Source organism: Methylobacterium sp. Leaf469 (assembly GCF_001424745.1).
GTDB lineage: Bacteria > Pseudomonadota > Alphaproteobacteria > Rhizobiales > Beijerinckiaceae > Methylobacterium.
In genome coordinates this window covers 678,519-697,675 of record NZ_LMRE01000001.1, presented here as the reverse complement: position 1 = coordinate 697,675, position 19,157 = coordinate 678,519, and the positions used below count along the sequence as shown (strand labels likewise).

The 19,157-nt window shown below is 70.8% G+C and carries 19 protein-coding genes; 10 read left to right on the top strand and 9 right to left on the bottom strand.

The genetic code is table 11. From position 1 onward, the window contains the following. Positions 1-87 precede the first annotated feature (87 nt). The 7 genes from ASG60_RS03330 to ASG60_RS03300 all read right to left on the bottom strand — a co-directional run bounded on the left by ASG60_RS03330 (position 88) and on the right by ASG60_RS03300 (position 9,196). Positions 88-2,316, bottom strand: coding sequence for a xanthine dehydrogenase family protein molybdopterin-binding subunit (locus tag ASG60_RS03330; RefSeq protein WP_056384219.1), 2,229 nt, complete (start codon positions 2,314-2,316; stop codon positions 88-90). Between the two features lie 53 nt (positions 2,317-2,369). After that, complete coding sequence (locus ASG60_RS03325) at positions 2,370-3,347, bottom strand: xanthine dehydrogenase family protein subunit M (RefSeq protein WP_056384218.1); 978 nt, start codon at positions 3,345-3,347, stop codon at positions 2,370-2,372. A 116-nt stretch (positions 3,348-3,463) separates the two neighbouring features. After that, entirely contained in the window at positions 3,464-4,078 is a 615-nt protein-coding gene (locus ASG60_RS03320) for a 2Fe-2S iron-sulfur cluster-binding protein (protein WP_056384217.1), read from the bottom strand. A 448-nt stretch (positions 4,079-4,526) separates the two neighbouring features. Continuing rightward, positions 4,527-6,884 carry a TonB-dependent receptor gene (locus ASG60_RS03315; protein ID WP_082531588.1) on the bottom strand — a complete coding sequence of 786 codons (2,358 nt, stop codon included), beginning with the start codon at positions 6,882-6,884 and terminating at the stop codon, positions 4,527-4,529. A 43-nt stretch (positions 6,885-6,927) separates the two neighbouring features. Beyond that, positions 6,928-7,287, bottom strand: a complete 360-nt coding sequence (locus ASG60_RS03310) for a hypothetical protein (protein ID WP_056384216.1) — start codon at positions 7,285-7,287, stop codon at positions 6,928-6,930. A 27-nt stretch (positions 7,288-7,314) separates the two neighbouring features. After that, complete coding sequence (locus ASG60_RS03305; RefSeq protein WP_056384215.1) at positions 7,315-8,685, bottom strand: PepSY domain-containing protein; 1,371 nt, start codon at positions 8,683-8,685, stop codon at positions 7,315-7,317. A 142-nt stretch (positions 8,686-8,827) separates the two neighbouring features. Then, on the bottom strand, positions 8,828-9,196 hold the full coding sequence (locus ASG60_RS03300) for a hypothetical protein (RefSeq protein WP_056384214.1): 369 nt from the start codon (positions 9,194-9,196) through the stop codon (positions 8,828-8,830). Positions 9,197-9,351: 155 nt separating this feature from the next. Between ASG60_RS03300 and ASG60_RS03295 the strand changes: the two genes are divergently transcribed. The 5 genes from ASG60_RS03295 (at position 9,352) to murC (ending at position 14,941) form a co-directional block, all read left to right on the top strand. Next, positions 9,352-10,458 (top strand): UV damage endonuclease UvsE, encoded by a 1,107-nt coding sequence (locus tag ASG60_RS03295; protein WP_056384213.1) that lies wholly within the window; start codon positions 9,352-9,354, stop codon positions 10,456-10,458. 33 nt (positions 10,459-10,491) lie between these two features. Further along, the gene (locus ASG60_RS03290) at positions 10,492-11,082 is read left to right on the top strand and encodes an FUSC family protein (RefSeq protein WP_244473097.1); all 591 of its coding nucleotides are present in this window, start codon (positions 10,492-10,494) and stop codon (positions 11,080-11,082) included. 115 nt (positions 11,083-11,197) lie between these two features. Continuing rightward, positions 11,198-12,364 carry a putative peptidoglycan glycosyltransferase FtsW gene (locus ASG60_RS03285; protein ID WP_056165829.1) on the top strand — a complete coding sequence of 389 codons (1,167 nt, stop codon included), beginning with the start codon at positions 11,198-11,200 and terminating at the stop codon, positions 12,362-12,364. After that, a complete protein-coding gene (locus tag ASG60_RS03280) occupies positions 12,361-13,470 on the top strand; it encodes a UDP-N-acetylglucosamine--N-acetylmuramyl-(pentapeptide) pyrophosphoryl-undecaprenol N-acetylglucosamine transferase (protein WP_056384212.1) in 1,110 nt (369 codons plus the stop codon). The genes ASG60_RS03285 and ASG60_RS03280 overlap by 4 nt, the downstream gene beginning before the upstream one ends. A gap of 55 nt (positions 13,471-13,525) precedes the next feature. Next, entirely contained in the window at positions 13,526-14,941 is a 1,416-nt protein-coding gene (gene murC, locus ASG60_RS03275; RefSeq protein WP_056264947.1) for a UDP-N-acetylmuramate--L-alanine ligase, read from the top strand. A 7-nt stretch (positions 14,942-14,948) separates the two neighbouring features. Here murC and ASG60_RS03270 read toward each other — a convergent pair whose 3' ends face one another. Further along, the gene (locus ASG60_RS03270) at positions 14,949-15,338 is read right to left on the bottom strand and encodes a helix-turn-helix domain-containing protein (RefSeq protein ID WP_056384211.1); all 390 of its coding nucleotides are present in this window, start codon (positions 15,336-15,338) and stop codon (positions 14,949-14,951) included. 10 nt (positions 15,339-15,348) lie between these two features. Next, the gene (locus ASG60_RS03265; protein WP_082483690.1) at positions 15,349-15,603 is read right to left on the bottom strand and encodes a type II toxin-antitoxin system RelE/ParE family toxin; all 255 of its coding nucleotides are present in this window, start codon (positions 15,601-15,603) and stop codon (positions 15,349-15,351) included. 62 nt (positions 15,604-15,665) lie between these two features. Here ASG60_RS03265 and murB point away from each other — a divergent pair, with 62 nt between their 5' ends. Genes murB through ASG60_RS03240 form a run of 5 tightly spaced genes read left to right on the top strand, consistent with a single transcriptional unit; the run spans position 15,666 to position 19,088 of the window. Beyond that, positions 15,666-16,604, top strand: coding sequence for a UDP-N-acetylmuramate dehydrogenase (murB, locus tag ASG60_RS03260; protein ID WP_056384210.1), 939 nt, complete (start codon positions 15,666-15,668; stop codon positions 16,602-16,604). A 28-nt stretch (positions 16,605-16,632) separates the two neighbouring features. Continuing rightward, positions 16,633-16,863 (top strand): AbrB/MazE/SpoVT family DNA-binding domain-containing protein, encoded by a 231-nt coding sequence (locus ASG60_RS03255; RefSeq protein WP_056384209.1) that lies wholly within the window; start codon positions 16,633-16,635, stop codon positions 16,861-16,863. Next, positions 16,850-17,206, top strand: coding sequence for a type II toxin-antitoxin system PemK/MazF family toxin (locus ASG60_RS03250; protein WP_056357665.1), 357 nt, complete (start codon positions 16,850-16,852; stop codon positions 17,204-17,206). Before ASG60_RS03255 ends, ASG60_RS03250 begins: the two co-directional genes overlap by 14 nt. Positions 17,207-17,244: 38 nt before the next feature. Then, entirely contained in the window at positions 17,245-18,168 is a 924-nt protein-coding gene (locus tag ASG60_RS03245; protein WP_056264956.1) for a D-alanine--D-alanine ligase, read from the top strand. Beyond that, positions 18,135-19,088, top strand: coding sequence for a cell division protein FtsQ/DivIB (locus tag ASG60_RS03240; RefSeq protein WP_056264959.1), 954 nt, complete (start codon positions 18,135-18,137; stop codon positions 19,086-19,088). The genes ASG60_RS03245 and ASG60_RS03240 overlap by 34 nt, the downstream gene beginning before the upstream one ends. Positions 19,089-19,157: the final 69 nt, after the last annotated feature.

Genomic DNA, 19,157 nt, shown 5'->3' with positions numbered 1-19,157 from the left:
GGAGACGACCTGGATCACGACGTCGTCGCGCTCCGCATTCGGTCCGGATCTTACGCCGATCATCATGAAATCGTCGGTCCGAACGTGTCAGGTCGGCCGTACCGGGGGCCGATCGCGGGCCTCGAGACCGCGCAACACCTTGTCGAGGGTGAGAGGGTAGTCGCGAATACGGACGCCGGTGGCATTGTAGACGGCGTTGGCGAGGGCCGCCCCGGCGCCGCAGATGCCGAGTTCGCCCAGCCCCTTGCTCTTCAGCGGGTTGGCCTTGTCGTCGAGTTCGGAGAGAAACACCGCGTCGATGGCGGGAATGTCCGCATGGGCCGGCACGTGATACTCGGCGAGATCGTGGTTGACGAAGTGGCCCGTGCGCGGGTCGATCACCACCTCCTCCATCAGGGCGGCGCCGACGCCGAACACCATCCCGCCGATGGCCTGCGAGCGCGCGGTTTTCCGGTTGAGGATGCGCCCCCCGGTGAACACGCCGAGCATCCGGCGCAGGCGCACCTCGCCCGTATCGGCATCGACGCCGACTTCGGCGAAATGCGCGCCGTAGGAATATTGCGAGAACGCCTCGGTCATGGCGCCGGGCTTGATCTCCCCCGTGGCCTCGATGTCCCCGGCGCGGCCGGCGATGTCGGCCAGGCTCTCCGAACGGTTTCCGGAGACGACGCGCCCGTCCGCGAAGCGCGCTTCCTCCGGGCCGAGTTCGGCCGCCGCGACGATCTTCGCCCGCAGAGCCTCGCAGGCGACGTAGAGGGCCGACCCGGCGCTGCCGGCGCCGAACGAGCCGCCGGAACCGGCGGCTTTCGGAAGGCGCGTGTCGCCGAGTTCGACGTGAACCCGCTCCACCGGCAGGCCGAGCATATCGCCGGCGATCTGTGCCAGGATCGTGTAGGTGCCGGTGCCGATATCGGTCATCGCCATGCGGACCGTGACGGAGCCGTCGCTTTCGAGGCGGATGGCGGCCGACGAGGGCCTGAGCGGGTTGAGGCGGGCGGCCGCCGACACGCCCAGGCCGACGAGCCACTGCCCCTCCCGCGTCGTGCCGGCCGCGCGACGCTTGTCCCATCCGAAGCGCGCGGCGCCTTCGCGCAGGCACGGCACGAGTTGGCGGGTGGAGAACGGCACCCCCTTCTCCGGGTCCTGGGTCGGCTCGTTGCGGATGCGCAGCTCGATGGGATCGATGCGAAGGCGCTCGGCGAGTTCGTCCATGGCGCATTCCAGCGCCAGCATGCCCACCGCCTCGCCCGGCGCCCGCATGGCCGAGGCGAGCGGCAGGTTGAGGGTGGCGAGCCGATGCTTCGTCATCCGGTTCGACGCGGCGTAGAGGGAGCGCGTGGCATTGGCCGAGGTCTCGTAGAACCCGTCACCCGGCGTGGTGTCCGACCAGGATTCGTGCCCGATGGCAACGAGCCGGCCGTCCGGTCCGGCGCCGAGGCGCAGGCGCTGGATCGTGTCCGAGCGCCGGGTGGTGACGTGGAATTCCTGCTGGCGCGTGAGGGCCACCTTCACCGGCCGGCCCACCGCCTTCGAGCCGAGGGCGGCGAAGATCGCGTCGGCTTGGGGCTGGAGCTTGCCGCCGAAACCGCCGCCGATGTAGCGGCTCACCAGTCGCACGTTCTCCGGCGGCAGGCCGAACACCGATGCGAGGGAGGCCTGGCCGCGGTTCAGCATCTGGTTCGACGTGAACAGGGTGACGTGGTCGCCCTCCCACGACGCGATGGTGGCATGCGGCTCCATCATCGCGTGGGTCTGGACCGGTGTGGTGTATTCGACGTCGACTTGCACGGGCGCTCCCGCAAAGGCGCCCTCGAAATCGCCCAGCGTCGAATCCGGCGGACTCTGCAGCTGCTTCGGGACCACGGCACCCGCCATGCCGGCCCGCAGGCTGTAGGCGCCGGTCTCCCGCGCGTACTCGGCCCTGATCGTAGCGGCGGCGGCGCGCGCCTGCTCGAAGGTCTCGGCCACCACGAAAGCGATGGGTTGGCCATGATGCCGGATCTCGGGTCCGGCCAGGACCGGAGCGACCTGCTCCTTCTTCTCGCCCTGGGGCGGCACGTTCTCGTGGGTCATCACGTGGAGCACGCCCGGCATGGCCTCGGCCGCCCGCACGTCGAGCCGGCGGATCCGACCCTTGGCGATGCCGGCCTCCACGAGGGCGCCGTAGGCCGGGTTCTTCAATTCGCGCGTCTCGTAGGCGTAGGGCGCCGCGCCCGTCACCTTCAGACGACCCTCGATCCGGTCGATGGGCTTGCCCAGCAGGCCGTCGGGCCTGTCGTCGAGGGGCGTGTGGCCGATCGGCTGGTTCATGTCCATCGGACGATTCCTGACTCTTCTGGGATTGGGCGTCGCGGGAGGCTCGAAGGGTCTTAAGCCCTGAGCGCCTCGGCCACGACGGCGCGCAGGGTCCGGCGGGTGAGCGGGATCTTGAAGTCGTTGCCGCCCTGGCCCTTGGCCCCCGCCAGGACCGCATCGGCGGCCGCGTCCGGATCGCCGTTGGAGGCGACGAGGGCCGCCTCGGCCGCCGGGACCCGCCAGGGCTTGTGAGCGAGGCCGCCGAAGGCGAGGCGGGCGGCGCGGATCCGGCCATCGGCGCTCTTGTCGATCACCGCCGCCACGGAGATCACCGCGAAGGCGTAGGAGGCCCGGTCGCGGACCTTGCGGTAGAGATGCGTGCCGGCGACGGGCTTGCCGAGGGTCACGGCGGTTACGAGCTCGCCCGGCCGCAACGCGGTCTCGATCTCGGGCGTGTCGCCGGGCAGGCGATGGAAGTCGGCGAGCGGGATCGTCCGCTCCGTGCCCTTTGCGTCGACGGTCTCGACAGTTGCGTCGAGGGCCCGCATCGCCACCGCCATGTCGGACGGGTTGGTGGCGATGCAGGCCTCGCTCGCGCCGAGCACGGCATGGATGCGGGTGAAGCCGCCGATGGCGGCGCAGCCGGAACCGGGAGCCCGTTTGTTGCAGGCCTGCGCGGTGTCGTAGAAGTACGGGCACCGGGTCCGCTGGAGCAGATTGCCGGCGGTGGTCGCCTTGTTGCGCAACTGCCCGGAGGCACCGGCCAGCAGCGCCCGCGACAGCACCGCGTAATCCCTGCGGATGCGGGGATGGGCGGCGAGATCGGCATTGCGCACCAGGGCGCCGACGCGCACGCCGCCGTCACCGGTCTCCGTGACCTCCGCGATGCCGAGCCGGTTCACGTCGACGAGGTGAGCCGGTGTCTCGACCTGCAGCTTCATCAGATCGAGCAGGTTGGTGCCGCCGGCGATGAAGCGGGTGTTCGGTTGCGCGGCCGCCATCTCGGCCGCTTCCGCCACGGTCTTCGGTCGGGCGTACGTGAAGGCTTTCATCGGCGCGGTACCCGTTCTGGTGGGGTCCTGTGGACAAGATACCCGTCCGTCCGAATCCCGAAGGGACAGCAAGGGGATGGGACGGGACGGTGTTTCCCGTGAAACACTCCGTTAACTCAGCCGCTGCGGCCCCCGGCGTCGACGATGGCCGCGACGATGTTCGGGTAGGCGCTGCACCGGCACAGATTGCCGCTCATGCGCTCGCGAATCTCGGCCTCGGTGAGTTGCGGGGCGGCCAGGAGGTCGGCGCTGGCGTGGCTCGGCCATCCGGCCTTGACTTCGGTCAGCATGCCCTTGGCCGAGCAGATCTGTCCCGGCGTACAGTAGCCGCACTGGTAGCCGTCATGATCGAGGAAGGCCGCCTGGAGCGGGTGCAGGGTGTCGCCCTTGGCCAACCCCTCGATGGTCTCGATGGCGTCGCCTTCGTGCATGGCGGCCAGGGTCAGGCAGGCATTGATGCGGCGTCCGTCGACCAGCACCGTACAGGCCCCGCACTGGCCGTGATCGCAGCCTTTCTTGGTCCCGGTGAGATCGAGGTGCTCGCGCAGGGCGTCGAGGAGGGTGGTGCGGGTGTCGAGGACGAGGTCGCGCGCCTCGCCGTTGATGGTCAGGCGCACCGGCAGAGTCTGCGGGGCCGGGTCGCCGGGGGCCGGCGCGAGGGCGGCGAGACCCGGCCGGACGGTGCCGAACCCGGCGACCCCGAAGGCCGCGAGGGCAGCGGCCCCCTCCATGACCCTGCGGCGGCTCGGTCCAAGCCCTGAGCCAAGCCCTGAGCCAAGCCCTTCCCCGAGCCCTGTCTCAAGTCCTGTCCCATGCGAGACGGGCCGACGTGACCCGATCTCGCGGGCGGTCTCGTCGCTCATGCGCTGGTCCCCTGCATTCTCGCGATCGATCGCCCGGCCAATCCGAAGCCCGCACGGACAAGGGGGCGACCAATCTGGAACCGATACGAAGTCTGGAACCGAACGCGCCGGGGGCGCCGTCCGATCCCGTTCTGCCGGCGTCAGTTGAAATAGGGCCGGGGCGCCCGCGCGGATCGGAACACGGGGACCGAGGATTCCGGACGTCCCGGCCCGGCGACCGGCCTCCCCGGACACCCGACCCTACGCCACCCTGCCGAATGGGCGCGAAAAAGCCCGTTCGCGCAGGCGGGCGACGCCGGCGTACGCCCTCGGCGTCTCAGAACGACAGCTTCATGCCCGCCACCACCGTGCGCGGCGCGCCGGCATAGACCGAACCGGTGATGCCCGCGAGGACACCGGCACCGTTGAGACCGCCGGTCCCGGCGTTCAGGCTGTTCGCGAGGTTCTGGACCGACGACGCGTAGGTGCGGTCCAGAAGGTTGCGTGCCTCGACGTAGAGGTTGAGACGCCGGGCGTAGCCGCCGGTCAGGTCGGTAACGTAGTGGACGTTGGCGTTGACGAGGGCGTAGCCCGGGGCTTTGAGCAGGTTGGCGTTGTCGACGAAGAAATCGTCCTGCGCCACCACCTCGACGAAGCCGCCGAGTCCCGAGAGGGGGCCGCCGACCTGCTCGTAGCCGAGGCGGGCGAGGAGCTGGTGGGCGGGCACGCCCGGGATGAGCTTGCCGGCCCGGTCGAACCGCGCGGTGAAGCTTCCCCCGCTCAGCTGCTCGACGTAGCGGGTGTAGAACTGATCGTCGAAGGTGTAGGCGAGGGTGGCGCGCCAGCCCGGGCTGAAGGCCCAGTCCGCCGCGACCTCGATGCCGCGGTGCTCGGAGGCCGGGGCGTTGAAGGTGTAGGCCAGAAGCCCGGCGCCGGGCGATTGCGAGACCAGTTCGTTGCGGAAGAACTCATAGAAGCCGGTGAGGCTGAAGCGCAGGCCCTCCCACGGGGTCCAGTCGGCGCCGAGATCGAAGCCGAGGTTCTGCTGGGTCTGCAGCTGGGTGTTGTTGCCCGGCACTCCGGCCGGCGTCACGAACAGGCTGCCGGCGGCCGGGGCGGTGTAGCCCGTGGCGGCCCGGCCGCGGAACGCCCATTCGGCGCTCGGCCGGTAGACCAGGGCGAGCTCCGGCGCGACGTTGAGGAAGCTGCGGTCGGCCAGGGCCGGACTCGTGGTCCGCCCGGCCGCCGAGTAGGCGTAGGCGAGGTTGCGCCCGGTGATCCAGGTGTTCTCGGCGCTGATCCCGACCACGCCGGTCCAGGTGTCCGACAGGGCGACCTCCGTCCGCGCCCGGCCGCCGAGGTTCGACTGGACGGCGAACTGATCGCCGATGAGGGCGCCGAGCGTCGGCCCCGCGAACGGTGTCAGGTTGAAGGTGGTGGCGTGGGAATCGAGGGCGCTGAAGGAGAGCGCCGCGTAGCTCACCGCCGGCAGACCGAACAGCTCCGAGCGGTGGGTGATGTCGCTCATCGCGTTGTAGGACGGCACGCTGCCGCGCCCGGAGCTCGTGAAGAACGCTTGGTTGATGTTGCGTTCGTCGAAGCCGACCTGGGTCCGCCACGTGGTCTGGGCGTCGATGTCGTGCTCCCAGCGCGCGGCCACGATGGTGCGCCGGTCCTTGCGCTCCAGCCCGACCTCCGTCGCCGTCACGGGGGAGGTGGCGCCGAAGGCGCCGTTGCGGAAGAAGCTGTATGTGGTGCAGCCCGAAGCCGCAGTGGCGGCCGAGGCGCAGCCGCGCTGGTACGGGTTGATCCGGTACTGGTTCAGGGAGGCGCGCGCGGCGATGTCGGCGTGGAGCTCGTTGTTGATCACCTTCAGGGTGAAGCGGTTGTCGGGCGTCGGGGTGTAGCTCGCCAGCAGGTTGACGGTCTGCGTGTCGTAGGACGAATGGTCTTGGTAGCCGTTGGCGCGGACGTCGCTGGCGAACAGGCTGATCTCCACCGGGCCGCTGACGCCGCCGACGGTGAAGTAGTGGCTGAGATATCCGAAGCTGCCGGCATCGACGCCGACCTCGTAGCCCAAGATCTTCCCGTCCGAGATCTCCCGTCCCGTGCGGGTGCGGAACGCCAGCGCTCCGCCCGTGGCGTAATTGCCGAACAGCGCCGATTGCGGACCCCGGAACACGTCGATGCGGGAATAGGCGCGCGGGTCGACGAGATCGAACCGCGAGAAACCGTCCGGCTGGGTCAGCACGAAACCGTCCTCGAGGACGACCATGTTGCGGGTGACCCCGGTGGAGCGGGCGTTGTTGCCGCGTACGGAGATGATCACGTCGCGGGCGCCGTTGCCCTGGCGCACGGTGACGCCGGGGCTGTCGAGCAGCACCGAGCCGATGTTCGTCGCCGGTCGGTTGGCGATGGTGCTGTCCCGCCCGACGGCGGTGACGATCTGGCCGACGGGATTCTCGATGACGCTCGCGGCCGAACCCGGCAGGGCGGCGACGCCGAATCCGGTGCGTCCGGTCGGCCGCCCGGTGCCGTCGCCGACGACGGAGACCTCGTCGAGGGTGACGCTGGGCGCGACCTGCGCCTGCGCGGCGGCGGGAACGGATGCGGCGGGCAGGCAGGCGGCGGGCAGGCCCGCGGCGGGGAGGAGGAGGGCGGCGAGGCGCCGTCGTGCGGGAGAGAACAGCAACATGGGAAAACGCGTCCGATCGGTCGAAGGGGGAGGGGCGACGGGATCAGGACGGGAGGGGCGGGGCCCGGGGCTGGCCGGCGGGCCGGGGCCGGCGGAGGGAGGGGATCGGGGGCGGTGTCGCCCAGGCGACCGCGTGCCACCGGGCGGTGCGGGCCACCCGTGGGCCGGTCGGGACGAGGGGCGCGAGGGCGATGCCGGTGCAGAACGGGCAGGCCGCACAGGGGCCCGGCATCCCGTCCTCCGCCGCGACGGCGGCTTCGATGCCATGGCCGCAGATGATCGCGTGGGCCAGGGGATCGGGCGGGGGCAGGCGCAGGGCCGCCCCCGGCGCCAGGGCCTGCAGCCAGAGGGCCAGGACGAGAAGGGCGGTTCCGAGGCGGTTCCGGAGGGCGCGGGAAGACACGGGCGACGCGCCCGGTAAGGGTCGGCTTCAGGCCGCGATCCGCCCGGCGAGGGCACGGCCGCCGCAATCGAGGAGGATCATCGCCAGGATCGCCGCGCCCGTGAGCGGGAACAGGGCGCCGAGGCCGAGAACCAGGAGCGTGACCCCGGCGACGACGCGGGGCGCACGCGGCCAGGGCGGGATGCCGAGACTCCCCGAGGGTCGGCGCTTCCACCACATCACCCCGGCGGTGACGCTCAGGAGGAGGCCGGCGAGGCAGACAGCGAGCATGAGGAGCTGGTTGAGCCGGCCGAAGGTCTCGCCCTTGTGCAGGCCGATGCCCCACTGGATCGCCCGGCCGACGATGCCGATCTCGGAAAAGCGCACGTCGACGAGGGCCTGGCCGGTGTACTGGTCGAGGGAGATCATGCGCTGGCGGGTGACGTCGCGCGGGTAGGCGGCGGCGGCGTAGACGCCGGTCTCGCCCACCGGCAGGGCGAGTTCGTAGCCCGCCGGCATGCCGCGCTCCACGAGGATCGCCGCCGCCCGGTCGAGGCCGATGGACTGGCCGGGGGCCGGCCGCGACAGGGGCACGGGCGCGTCCTCAAGGGCCCAGCCGGCGGTGGTGAGGGCGTCGCCCATGGGGACCGTCGACACCGGCACCCGCGCCCAGAGGGCGCTCGGCTGGCCGAGGCCGGCGGCGTTGGACAGCGCCCGCAGCTGCTGGCCCCAGACGATGGACCAGGGCAGGCCGGTGAGCGCCAGGAACAGCAGGCCGCCTCCGGCCACAAAGCCCGTCACCGCGTGGAGATCGCGCCACCACACCCGGCGGCGCGGCGTACCCCGGACGCCGACGACCCCGCCGGACTGGCCGCGCGGCCACCACAGGTAGGTGCCGGTGATCACGAGCACGACGAGGAAGCCCGCCACCACCTCGACGATCCCGTTGGCCACCGGCCCGAAATACGACAGGCTGTGCAGGCGCCGGATCACCGCCATCACGTCGCCATCCGCCGCGACGTGGCCGACGATGTCGCCGTTGCGCGGGTCGAGGGAGACCAGGGTCCTGGCCCCGTCCTTCACCAGGGTGACCACCGCCGGGGATGTCGGGCCGGCCGGGTCGAGGTAGGTGAGGGGGGTGGCGTCCGGCACCGCCTGGCTCGCCACATAGACGAGGCGGTCCGGGCCCAGCGACGCTCCGTCCGAGGCCGGGACGACGAAGCGCCGGGTGAACAGGGCGACGTTGATCTCGTCCTTGAACAGGTAGAGCGCCCCCGTGGTCGAGAGCAGGATCAGGAACGGCAGGCAGATCAGCCCGGCATAGAAGTGCCAGCGCCACACGGCGCGGTAGACCGCCTCGCGGGAGAGGCGAATGGGCGCGGCGAACGGCGCGGCGGCGCCGGTGAGGGAGGAGGGCATGGTCGTCCTGGACGGTCGCGAGCGCTCGGGGCCGCGCCTCGCGGGCACGGCCGATCCATCGAACCCGTCCGGTCTGGCGGACGGTCGGTCGGGGATCGGGGCGCTGGCCGCACCGAAGCTCGGCGGCGGACGAAGGGCGCCCTCAGGCGACGGGCGGTGCCCGCGGTTGTGCGTCTCGTTCGGGGGGCGCCCGGGGCTGCGCGGCCGCGTGCGGGCGCCACGCCACGGCGACGCGGCGCCGGCTTGGCCAGACGACGCCGGTGGGCATGAGGGACGGCAGGTCGAGGCTCGCCACGGCCTGGGCCGCCGTACAGCAGGACACGTGCACGTGGAGGGGAGCGGGCGCGTCCGGCCCGGCCTCGCCCGCCTCGTGCAGGCACAGGGCGGGGTCCACCCCGGGGGGCGACAGGGGCACGGCGGTCCCCAGGATGGCCTGCAGGCACAGGGCGTAGAGCGCGATCACGGCGATGATCGCGCGGCGGCTCGCTCCCCTTAGCCGATCTGCCTGCATGGAAGCGGGTAAAGGCGAGGCCCGCCGCCCCGTCAATGCCTGTCCGGGGAGCGGAGGCCGGGCGCGACGTTTTTCATCGGGGCTGTGGCCCGCACGCGTCGGGTCGGGCGGGACCAAACCGGCCCAGCGGCGTTGGGGCCAGGATGACTCAGACGATGACCCAGACCCCGAACCTTCCCGCACCCCTGACCGACGGCGAACCGCGCCTCGGCTTCTGCTGCAAGTTCATCCTCGAAGCCCCGCCGGAGAGCTTCAAGACCCTGAAGGCCGCCCGCGAGGCGGCCCTGGAGATGAACCTCAGCCACGTCACCATGGCCAACCTCACGCGCCTCGCGCCTGCGGACCGCCGAGCGAAGCTGGAGGATCTGGCCCGCCACAACCTCGGCGCCCTGGAGCGGCAGATCGCCTGGGTCGCCGCGCGTCCGCCCCTCGAGCGGCTGCTGCGCATGGCGAGCAACGTGCTCCCCGGCTACACGCACCCGGTGGCGAGCGACATCTACGCCGAGCCGGGCCTGCGCGCCCTGATCGAGCCGGGGCTCGCCCGCATCGGCGATCTCGCCCGGGCGGCCGGCGTGCGCCTCAGCTTCCATCCCGGTCAGTTCTGCGTCATCGCCTCGCGCAACCCGTCCGCGCAGGCGAACGGCATCGCCGAGTTCGAGTATCACGCCGAGGTGATGGCGCTGATGGGATACGGCTCCGGGTGGCACCCGCATGGGGCGCACATCAACATCCATGTCGGCGCCCGCGACCCCGGCGTCGAGGGGTTTCGCGCGAGCCTGCCCCTGCTCTCGCAAACGGCGCGCGACCTCATCACCGTCGAGAACGACGAGAACGCCTTCGGCCTCGACACGGTGCTGCAACTCGCCGAAGCTGTGCCGGTGGTGCTCGACCTCCATCACCACTGGGTCGAGAGTGGCGGCGCCTACATCGAGCCCGAAGATCCGCGCATCGCGCGGGTGCGCGATTCGTGGCGCGGCGTGCGCCCCATCGCGCATATCAGCGTCTCGCGGGAGAATCTCCTGGCGGGCACCGACCCCGAGGCCGCACCCGATTTCGTCGCGCTCTCGGCCGCCGGCCATTCCCGCCGCGACCTCGCGGCCCATTCGGACATGATGTGGAACCGCGCCGTCAACGCCCTCGTCGGCCGGCACCTCGCCTGGGCGGATTTCGAGATCGAGGCGAAATCGAAAAATCTCGCCTCCGGTCAGATCGCCGCGCAGGTCGCCCCCGGCCTCGCTTCCGCGACGAAGGCGGCGGCCTGAGTCCCATCGAGTGAGTTCCGTGGAGTGAGTCCCGTGGAGCAGGAGCTGCGCGAGCCCCCGGTCCTGCCGGGCGAGGCGACGCGGGACGAGGTCCGCATCGGCTGGCTGCGCCAGCAGATCGGTCGCCTGCGCAAGCGTATGCCCTTGCGCCGGCGCCTCGTCGGCGGGGCCGCGCACGGGCTGATGTCGGCGTCCGCCGCCCTCATCGCCTACATGCCGACCCAGGCGCTGAACCTCCGCGAGGGATTCTGGAGCGCCATCACGGCCATCGCGGTCGTGCAGACGGAGTTCCGTGCCACCCGCACCATGGCCCGCGACCAGTTCCTGGGCGCAGCCACGGGCGGCCTCATCGGTCTTGGCGTGCTCAGTACCGTGGGTCAGGACCTCGTCGCCTACGCGGTCGCCGTCATCCTCTCGCTCACCGCGTGCTGGCTCCTCAACGTCGCGAGTGCCGGACGCCTCGCCGGCATCACCGCCACCATCATCCTGCTCGTGCCCCATGTCGGCACCGCCCAGCAGATGTTCGGCTCACGCCTCCTCGAGGTCGGTTGGGGCGTCACCGTCGCCATCGCGGTGGGCTGGGTGGCGACACGGATGATGCGCCATCCCGAGGATGGGGCCTGACCGCAAAGGATTGGTTTACCATTCCGGCACAGGATCGCGCCGTGCCGGCTCCCGATGCTGCCGGCGGCCGGCGGCTGCTCCTTCGAGCGCCCAGGCCTCACGGAGAGCGCTCACCATGATGTCCCGCGCGGAACGCACGCCTCTCACCGATTGGTGGTGGACCGTCGATCGCGGCCTGCTGGCGGGCCTCGGCGCCCTCATGGTGGCCGGCCTCGTCTTCCTCATGGGCGGCGGTCCGCCGGTGGCCGAGAAGATCGGCCTGCCGACCTTCCACTTCCTCAACCGGCAGGCGCTCTACCTCGCGCCGACCCTGCTGATCATCGTGGCCGTGTCGTTCCTGTCCCTGCGCCACATCCGGCGCGTGGCCCTGGCGACGTGGCTCATGGGCGTGGTCCTGTGCGTGCTCGCCGGCAAGTTCGGGCCGGAGATCAAGGGCGCGCATCGCTGGATCCAGTTCGGCCCCTTCGGCCTGCAGCCGTCGGAATTCGTCAAGCCCGCCTTCGTGGTGGTGGCCGCCTGGGCCTTCTCGGAGGGCGCCCAGCGCCGCGACATGCCGGGCGGCCTGCTGGCGATCCTGCTCCTGCCCATCACCATCGTGCCCCTCGTGCTCCAGCCGGATTTCGGCCAGACCATGCTCATCACCATCGTGTGGTGCGCGCTGTTCTTCGTGGCCGGCCTGCACTGGTTCTGGGTCGCGGGCCTCGGCATCGCCGGACTGCTCGGCGTCGGCGTCGCCTACCGCTTCCTGTACCACGTGCGCGAGCGCATCGACCGGTTCATGAACACCGAGTCCGGCGACAACTTCCAGGGCTTCTGGGCGCACGAATCGTTCAACGCCGGCGGCTGGCTCGGCGTCGGACCGGGCGAGGGCCTGGCCAAGCGCCACCTGCCCGACGCGCACACCGACTTCCTGTTCTCGGTGATCGGCGAGGAGTTCGGCGTCCTCGTCTGCCTCGGCCTCGTGTCGCTGTTCGCCTACCTGGTCATGCGCGGCCTGAAACTCGCCCGGCGCACGGACGACACCTTTTCGCGCCTGGCGATCACGGGTCTGGTCACCCTGTTCGGGCTCCAGGCCTGCATCAACATGGCGGTGAACGTCCAGCTGATGCCCGCCAAGGGCATGACCCTGCCGTTCGTCTCCTACGGCGGCTCGTCGATGCTGTCCCTGGCCCTCGGCATGGGCTTCCTCGTCGCCTTGACCCGCAAGCGCCCGCGCACCACCACCCTGAGCCAGAAGCCGCCGGGGACCGCCCCGGCGACCGTCGCCGGAGTGATGCGTTGACCGTCGCCACCGCTACCATCCTCCTGTGTGCCGGCGGCACGGGCGGCCACCTGTTTCCGGCCGAGAGCCTCGCCCACGTCCTGCGCGCGCGCGGGATGCGGGTGGTGCTCGCCACCGACGCGCGGGTCGATTCCATCGCCACGGGGTTTCCAGCCTCCGAGATCGTCACCATCGCGTCGGCCACGCCTTCGGGCCGGTCCCCGGTGAAGCGCGGCCTCGCCCTCCTCACCCTGGGGCGCGGCTTCGGCGTCGCCGCGCGGCAGATCAAGCGCCTCGATCCCGCCGCCATTGTGGGCTTCGGCGGCTACCCCACGGTGCCGCCCATGCTCGCCGGGCAGATCCTGCGGGTGCCGACAGTTCTGCACGAGCAGAACGCCGTCATGGGCCGGGCCAACGCCTTCTTGGCCCGCGGCGCGCAGGCCATCGCCACGGGCTTCCGGGAGGTCCGCGGCGTGCCCCTCAAGGCGCTGGCGCCCCGCACCCACACGGGCAATCCCCTGCGCCCGGCGGTGATCGCGGCCGCGGCCACGCCCTATCCCTCCGTCGGGCCAGGCGACCCCCTCCACCTCCTCGTCTTCGGCGGCAGCCAGGGCGCGCGGGTGATGGGCGAGGTGGTGCCCAAAGCCATCGCGAGCCTGCCGGCGGACCTGCGCGCCCGCCTCCACCTCGTCCAGCAGGTGCGGGCCGAGGATCTCACGGCGGTGCAGAACCTCTATCTCGGCCTCGGCCTCGGCGGTTTCGAGGCGGCGCCCTTCTTCAAGGACCTGCCGTCCCGCATGGCCGCCGCCCACCTCGTCGTCGGGCGGTCCGGCGCCTCCACGGTCTCGGAACTCGCCGCCATCGGCCGGCCGTCGATCCTGGTGCCGCTCCCCGGGGCGCTGGATCAGGATCAGGCCGCCAACGCCGCGACCCTGGCCTCCATCGGCGCGGCCCTGGCGATTCCCCAGAGCCAGTTCACGCCCGATCGCCTCGCGGCCGAACTCGTGGACCGCTTCACGGAGGGCGGGAAATTGACCGCGGCGGCGGCAGCGGCCAAAAGCGCGGGCATCCACGACGCCGCCGAACGCCTCGCCGACATCGTCGTCGCCACGGCCGCCCGCACCTGATCTTCCCCTCCATGGGCGCCGCCTCGGGTGCGCCCGGCCTGGACTGGTTCATCCCATGAAGCTGCCCGACAAGCTCGGCCCCATCCACTTCATCGGCATCGGCGGCATCGGCATGTCCGGCATCGCCGAGGTGATGATGAACCTCGGCTACACCGTCCAGGGCTCCGACGCCTCGGACAACGCCAACGTCCGACGTTTGGCCGAGAAAGGCATCCGCACCTTCGTCGGCCACAGCGCCTCGAACGTTGAGGACGCCGCCCTCGTGGTCGTCTCCACGGCGATCCAGCGCGACAACCCCGAACTCGTCGCCGCCCGCGAGCGCCGCCTGCCGGTGGTGCGCCGGGCCGAGATGCTGGCCGAGCTCATGCGCTTCAAGTCGTGCGTCGCCATCGCGGGCACCCACGGCAAGACCACCACGACGTCCCTGGTCGCGACCCTGCTCGACGCCGGCAACATGGACCCCACGGTCATCAACGGCGGCATCATCAACGCCTACGGCACCAACGCCCGCATGGGCGAGGGCGAGTGGATGGTGGTGGAGGCCGACGAATCCGACGGCACCTTCCTCAAGCTGCCGGCCGATGTCGCCATCGTCACCAACATCGACCCTGAGCACCTCGACCATTTCGGCTCGTTCGACGCGGTCAAGGACGCGTTCCGGCGCTTCATCGACAACATCCCGTTCTATGGCTTCGCCGTGATGTGCATCGACCACCCGGTGGTGCAGGACCTCGTCGGGCACATCGAGGACCGGCGTATCATCACCTACGGGGAGAACCCGCAGGCCGATGTGCGCCTCATCGACATCGACCTGCGTGGCGGCCAGAGCAAGTTTCGGGTGATGATCCGCGACCGGCGGCCGGGCTTCCGCATCGAGATGGAGGACCTCGTCCTGCCGATGCCGGGCAAGCACAACGCCCTCAACGCCACGGCGGCGCTCGCCGTCGCGCACGAGCTCGGCGTCGAGCCGGAGGCGATCCGCAAGGCGCTCGCCGGCTTCGGCGGGGTCAAGCGCCGCTTCACCAAGACCGGCGAGTGGAACGGAGCCCTGATCTTCGACGATTACGGACACCATCCCGTGGAGATCAAGGCGGTGCTCAAGGCCGCCCGCGCCTCCACGGACGGCAACGTGGTGGCCATCGTCCAGCCCCACCGCTACACCCGGCTGGCCTCCCTGTTCGACGATTTCTGCACCTGCTTCAACGACGCCGACACGGTGATCGTCGCCCCCGTCTACGCCGCCGGGGAGCCCCCCATCGAAGGCATGGACCGCGACGGCCTCGTCGCGGGCCTCAAATCGCGCGGCCACCGCGATGCCATCGCCCTGGACCGCTCCGAGGATCTCGCCGGCATCGTCGCCGGGCGGGCGAAGGCGGGCGACTACGTCGTGTGCCTGGGCGCGGGCAACATCACCCAGTGGGCCTACGCCCTGCCGGGCGAGCTGGCGGCGCTCGGGGGGGTGGCGGGGTGACAGACGCTCACGCGGCCTTGGCGTCCGGCAGAAGATCGTCCGGATCGACGCCGAGCACTGCGGCGAGAGATCGGTAGTCCGTGGTGTCGCCCGCGTATGCGCCTTGCTCCATCGCCGCGAGATCAGGCTCCGTGATGCCGGCCCGTTCGGCCAGCGCCGCCGCAGCCATGCCGCGGCGCTCGCGCCAGAAAACGAGGGGCGTCGGCGCCGCGCGCAGGGCATCGAGGTCGGCCTCGCTCAACAGCTCGTCGGCGCCTGTATCGAGCCGCGTCCGCGAAGCGGCGAGGTCGCGTGTATCCGACGCGTCCTCGGCCAGGGCGACGAGGCGTTCGAACTCGGCTTCGGGAAGAATGACGATCGCTTCGCCGGCCGGCGTTCTCGTGCGGACGGTGGTCATGTCGCTGGTCCTAATCGTAGATCGACCCACGCGGTCCGACATCATGCACAATGACCCGATCGGGCTCGTTCGTGAAAATCACCCGCCAATCGCCGACGCGGCGGCGACAGCCGTCCTGACCTTTCAGGGCCTTGATGTTGTTGACCAGGGCGTCCGGATCTTCGGCGAGTTGGCGCAGTTTGGCGCGGATCAGGGCCTCCGTCGTCGCCGGCATCCGGCTCAGGGCACAGGCCGCCGGGCGGGTGAAAACGATCGCCCTGTCCATGCCCCCACCCGCCCATCGGCTCTGCAATTTCTAATTGATTATGCCGAAAGGCACCAGCACCCATGACCGCCTTCCCCGATCTCACCCCCGCCATCCGCGCGGCCGCGCCCGCCCTGCGCGGGCGCCTCATCGCCAACCAGCCCCTGTCCGACCTGACCTGGTTCCGGGTCGGCGGGCCGGCGCAGGTGCTGTTCACCCCGGCCGATGCGGAGGATCTCGCCGCCCTGCTGGCCGGCCTCGACCCGGAGATCCCCGTCACGGTGATCGGCCTCGGCTCGAACCTCATCGTGCGCGACGGCGGCGTGCCGGGCGTGGTGGTGCGCCTCGGCGGCAAGGCCTTCGGGTCGGTCGCGATCGACGGCGATCACCTGCGCGTCGGTACCGCCGTGCCCGACATGCGCCTCGCCAAGGCGGCGGCGGAAGCCGGCCTCGACGGGCTCGCGTTCTTCCGCGGCATCCCCGGCTCCATCGGCGGGGCGCTCCGCATGAATGCCGGGGCCCATGGCGGCGAGACCACGGACGTGCTGATCGTTGCCGAGGGCGTCGACCGGAAGGGCGACCGGCGGACGTTCGGCCACGCCGAGATGGGGTTCGCCTACCGCCACAGCGGGGCCCCCGACGACGTGATCTTCACCCATGCCGTGTTCCGGGGCCGTCCGGGTGATCGCGAAAGCATCGAGGCCGAGATGGATCGGGTCACGGCGGCGCGCGAGGCCGCCCAGCCCATCCGCGAGCGCACCGGCGGCTCGACCTTCAAGAACCCGCCCGGCGGCAAGGCCTGGCAGCTCGTCGACGCCGCCGGCTGCCGGGGCCTGCGGGTCGGCGGTGCCGAGGTCTCGCCCATGCACTGCAACTTCCTGATCAACCGCGATGGCGCCACGGCGGCCGACATCGAGGGCCTCGGCGAGGAGGTGCGCCGGCGCGTGCGCGAGACCAGCGGCGTCGACCTACATTGGGAGATCAAGCGCATCGGCCTCGACGCCTCCGCTGTAAGTCGGTAAGTCGTAAGGACGCTTCTGGAGTACAGCCATGGCCCACGCCGTTCGAACCGCCTATTCCAAGGTTTCCGTGAAAAGCCAGACGGTCCTGCCCGCCGAGGTTCGCGCCAAGCTCGGGATCGCGCCCGGAGACCGCCTTCGCTATGTGCTGACGGCCGATGGGATCCGGATCGAGAAGGCGCAGCCGGAGGTTGAGAACCCGTTCGTGACCTTCACGGAATGGGCGAGCCCCATCGACGACGAAGACTATGCCAACCTCTGACCGTCAGGCGCTCGTCGCCGGCACCGTCATTGTCGTGCCTTTTCCATACTCCGATCGTCTCGCGGAAAAGCGCCGCCCGGCCGTCGTTGTCTCCGGTCCCGCCGTGGCCGAGGCCGGCTTCGTTTGGATCGCCATGATCACCAGCGCACGCCATGCGAACAGGGCGGGAGACCTTCCGATTTCGGACCTCGAAGCTGCCGGTCTCGAAACCGCTTCGATGGTGCGCCCGTCCAAGATTGCCTGCATCGAGCCGTCGCGCATCCTGCGCCGGATCGGCGCCTTGCCGGTCCATGCCGCCGAGGCGGTCTTTGACGCCGTCCGCAGTCGGATTGGTCCCGTCTGATCCCTTGTCCTGTCCGCATCCGCCTTCCGGAGCCTCCCATGTCCCAGCACGTCGCCGTCCTCATGGGCGGGTGGTCCTCCGAGCGCCCGGTCTCGCTCAATTCCGGCAACGCCTGCGCCGAGGCCCTGGAGGGCCGCGGCTACCGGGTGACCCGCGTCGATGTCGGACCGGACATCGCCACGGTGCTCACCGACCTCAAGCCCGACGTCGCCTTCAACGCCCTGCACGGGCCGGCGGGCGAGGACGGCACGATCCAGGGCCTGCTGGAGCTGCTGCGCATTCCCTACACCCACTCGGGCGTGCTCGCCTCGGCGCTCGCCATGCACAAGGAACGTGCCAAAACGATCATGCGGGCGGCCGGTGTGAGCGTCCCCGAGGGCCGCGTCGTTAACCGTCATGCGGCCGCGAAGTCACACCTGCTGACGCCGCCCTACGTGCTCAAGCCGGTGGCCGAGGGCTCGTCCATGGGCGTCGTCATCGTGCGCGACGCGAGCGCCCCGCCGCCCCGGGACGTCGGCCGGGCGGATTGGGGCTACGGCGATGATATCCTTATCGAAACCTACGTCGCCGGACGCGAGCTGACCTGCGCGGTGATGGGCGACAAGGCCCTCGGAGTGATCGAGATCAAGACCGCCTCGGGGGACTGGTACGACTACGATGCGAAGTACGCCGAAGGGGGGTCGATCCACGTCCTCCCGGCAGAAATTAAACCAAATCTTTACCAGCGTGTCCAAGAGTTGTCGTTAACGGCGCATCAAGCACTCGGGTGCCGGGGCATCAGCCGTGCGGACCTCCGCTTCGACGACACACCGGGTGGAACCGGTGCCCTCGTCGTCCTGGAGGTCAACACGCAACCCGGCATGACGAAGACGAGCCTTGTGCCGGAGATCGCAGCCCACGCTGGTCATAGTTTCGGTGAGCTCGTCCAATGGATGGTGGAGGACGCAACGTTGGGCCGCTGAGCGGGTCGGGTCATTCCGGCGGCGCAGGCTTCGCCCCGGCCCGCGCCCTGCGCGACGCCGTGACCGCACGCCTGCGGCGCCTGGGTCCGGGCCGCCGCTCGCGCCTCGCCCTGCCCATCGAGCGGCGCATCCCGCGCCACCTCGGCACCCTGGCCATGTCCGTGTCCTTCGCCGCCCTGGCGCTGACGGGCTTCGTCGCCAGCGGCCGCTACGAGCGCTTCGTCCTCGAGAACGGCCGCCCCTTCGACATTCTCGCGCGCCTGGCCGGCTTCGGCGTCGAGCGCGTCACCATCGCGGGGATCGCTCGCCTCTATGAGCGCGAAGTGCTCCAGGCCGCCGGCATCGACGGCCACTCGTCGGTGGTGTTCCTCGACGTCAACGAGGTCCGCGACCGGCTGATGCAGGTGCCCCTCATCGCCAGCGCCTCCGTGCGCAAGGTGTACCCGAACGAGATCGTCATCACCCAGGTCGAGCGCGAGCCCGCCGCCCTGTGGCAGCGCAACGGAATCATCTCGGTCATCGCCGCCGACGGCAAGGTGATCGACGAGATGCGGGACGACCGCTACGCCGCGCTCCCCCTCGTGGTGGGGGAGGGCGCCAACGAGCGCCTCAAGGATTACCTCGCCCTCATCGAGGCCGCCGGCACCCTCGCCGAGCGGGTTAAGGCCGGAACCTACGTCTCCGGCCGGCGCTGGACGCTCAAGCTCGACGGCGTCGACATCCGCCTGCCCGAGACCGGGGCGGCGGACGCGCTCGCCCGCCTCGTGCGCCTCGAGCGCGACAACCGCATCCTCGAGAAGGACATCATCGCGGTGGACCTGCGCATGCCCGACCGGGTGGTGGTGCGGCTCACCGAGGAAGCCGCCGCCGCCCGCGCGGAATCCCAGAAGAAGCCCAAGGCCAAGGGAGCCGCCACGTGACCCGCGACATGAGCCGCACGATCCGTCCGGCGCATCCCGCGTCCACGCCGACTGTCCCCGCGTTCCCGG

Bases quoted from the DNA above. Each gene is read 5' to 3' on its own strand.
- ASG60_RS03325 (WP_056384218.1), bottom strand. From the start codon at position 3,347: ATGAAAGCCTTCACGTACGCCCGACCGAAGACCGTGGCGGAAGCGGCC.
- ASG60_RS03330 (WP_056384219.1), bottom strand. From the start codon at position 2,316: ATGGACATGAACCAGCCGATCGGCCACACGCCCCTCGACGACAGGCCC.
- ASG60_RS03285 (WP_056165829.1), top strand. From the start codon at position 11,198: ATGATGTCCCGCGCGGAACGCACGCCTCTCACCGATTGGTGGTGGACC.
- ASG60_RS03300 (WP_056384214.1), bottom strand. From the start codon at position 9,196: ATGCAGGCAGATCGGCTAAGGGGAGCGAGCCGCCGCGCGATCATCGCC.
- murB (WP_056384210.1), top strand. From the start codon at position 15,666: ATGACCGCCTTCCCCGATCTCACCCCCGCCATCCGCGCGGCCGCGCCC.
- ASG60_RS03320 (WP_056384217.1), bottom strand. From the start codon at position 4,078: ATGGAGGGGGCCGCTGCCCTCGCGGCCTTCGGGGTCGCCGGGTTCGGC.
- ASG60_RS03295 (WP_056384213.1), top strand. From the start codon at position 9,352: ATGACCCAGACCCCGAACCTTCCCGCACCCCTGACCGACGGCGAACCG.
- ASG60_RS03265 (WP_082483690.1), bottom strand. From the start codon at position 15,603: ATGGACAGGGCGATCGTTTTCACCCGCCCGGCGGCCTGTGCCCTGAGC.
- ASG60_RS03245 (WP_056264956.1), top strand. From the start codon at position 17,245: ATGTCCCAGCACGTCGCCGTCCTCATGGGCGGGTGGTCCTCCGAGCGC.
- ASG60_RS03305 (WP_056384215.1), bottom strand. From the start codon at position 8,685: ATGCCCTCCTCCCTCACCGGCGCCGCCGCGCCGTTCGCCGCGCCCATT.
- ASG60_RS03240 (WP_056264959.1), top strand. From the start codon at position 18,135: ATGGATGGTGGAGGACGCAACGTTGGGCCGCTGAGCGGGTCGGGTCAT.
- ASG60_RS03315 (WP_082531588.1), bottom strand. From the start codon at position 6,884: ATGTTGCTGTTCTCTCCCGCACGACGGCGCCTCGCCGCCCTCCTCCTC.
- ASG60_RS03255 (WP_056384209.1), top strand. From the start codon at position 16,633: ATGGCCCACGCCGTTCGAACCGCCTATTCCAAGGTTTCCGTGAAAAGC.
- ASG60_RS03250 (WP_056357665.1), top strand. From the start codon at position 16,850: ATGCCAACCTCTGACCGTCAGGCGCTCGTCGCCGGCACCGTCATTGTC.
- murC (WP_056264947.1), top strand. From the start codon at position 13,526: ATGAAGCTGCCCGACAAGCTCGGCCCCATCCACTTCATCGGCATCGGC.
- ASG60_RS03270 (WP_056384211.1), bottom strand. From the start codon at position 15,338: ATGACCACCGTCCGCACGAGAACGCCGGCCGGCGAAGCGATCGTCATT.